Source organism: Pseudorhodoplanes sp. (assembly GCF_046289595.1).
In the GTDB taxonomy this organism is placed as follows: Bacteria; Pseudomonadota; Alphaproteobacteria; order Rhizobiales; family Xanthobacteraceae; genus Pseudorhodoplanes.
On sequence record NZ_JBKBVB010000046.1, the window covers coordinates 30,854 to 32,187 of the forward strand.

Annotated in this window: 1 protein-coding gene; it reads left to right on the forward strand. The window is 63.5% G+C overall.

Translation table 11 applies throughout. The annotated features are described in order from the left end of the window. The first annotated feature begins 275 nt into the window (after positions 1-275). Positions 276-563, forward strand: a complete 288-nt coding sequence (locus ACK41X_RS11695) for a GIY-YIG nuclease family protein (RefSeq protein WP_409723052.1) — start codon at positions 276-278, stop codon at positions 561-563. Positions 564-1,334 lie beyond the last annotated feature (771 nt).

The following is a 1,334-nucleotide window of genomic DNA, read 5'->3' on the forward strand; positions in this document are numbered from 1 at the left end:
CGCGAAGGCGGGGACCCAGGGCCGAAGAAGCCGCGCGTTCCCGTGCTTCGTTGAGGCGGATACCAAAGTCGCACTGGCAAGGCCTGTGTCATCTTTTCCCGCATCTGTGCTCGCGGACATGGCTGTGCTGGGTCCCCGCCTTCGCGGGGACGAGCGGGCTGATGGGTTTATGGCGTACGAGCGAACGTCCGCGACCGGGCCGGGAAGCGTCGCTTCGCGGGGACGCGCGGAGGAGGTAGGATCGCGTCAGTCGATTGCGATGTTGGGGGCGACACGTGGCCTTCTACGTTTACATCCTCGCGAGCAAACGCAACGGCACGCTCTATACCGGCATGACCGACGATCTGGTGCGCCGCGTGTGGATGCATCGCGAAGGCGCGCTTGCCGGATTCACGAAACAGCACAGCGTGACCATGCTGGTCTGGTACGAACAGCATGCGTCCCGCGAGTCTGCGTTCCAGCGCGAACGCCGGATCAAGAAATGGAAGCGCATGTGGAAGCTGCGCGAGATCGAAGCGATGAATCCGGACTGGCGGGATTTGTATGATGAGATTGTGAATTGAGGTTCAGCTTCGCGCTGACCGGCAATCTGCGTTCCCTCCTGCGAGGGCGACTCATCTCTCCACCGCTCGTCCCCGCGAAGGCGGGGACCCAGCGCCGGAGAGACCGCGAATGAGAGTGCGCGTGAGAATGCATGAACGCGAATGTCAAAGCCCAGTGCAAGCTCGCAAATTTTTCACGAGTGCCGTGCTCACGCTAACGCAAGCGCTCGCGGATATGACTGTGCTGGGTCCCCGCCTTCGCGGGGACGAGCGGGTGGATAGGTTTTCGTTTACGCCGACGGAGATGATTTCGCGGGGACGAGCGGGATGTGAGAGCTTCTCGCGAGAATTACTCGGTGAGCGGGTCTGCGGACAGATGCCTCTTGACACACTCCCCAGAGTAGGAATATAGTCCAATCCATCCCGCCCCCGAGCAAGGGGCGTTTCATGAGCGTCAGGAGACGCGGGGCGGGGAGCGGTGGCCGTGCCGGTGCGCGAGACGTGGCGCACAGTACGGAGGCCCAAGCCGTGAGGTCCTGGCGCGCCACACCGTGCGTCGCTGGGGATATGACGGCGAGACCCGTGGCGGCGTCATACTGCCGCGGTCTTTGCCCGCGCCCTGCAGCGGTGGATAGGGTCCGCAATGCATGCGGAGGACCCTGAAAGAGAGTCCACCGGGGGTCTCACGGAGCAAGCCACTCACACCGCGCGCGGAACGCCGGGCGACCGGCGGTTCGTGGTGACTGCAATCTCGTGTGTGCAAACTCACATCGCACACGAGGCCATGGGCTG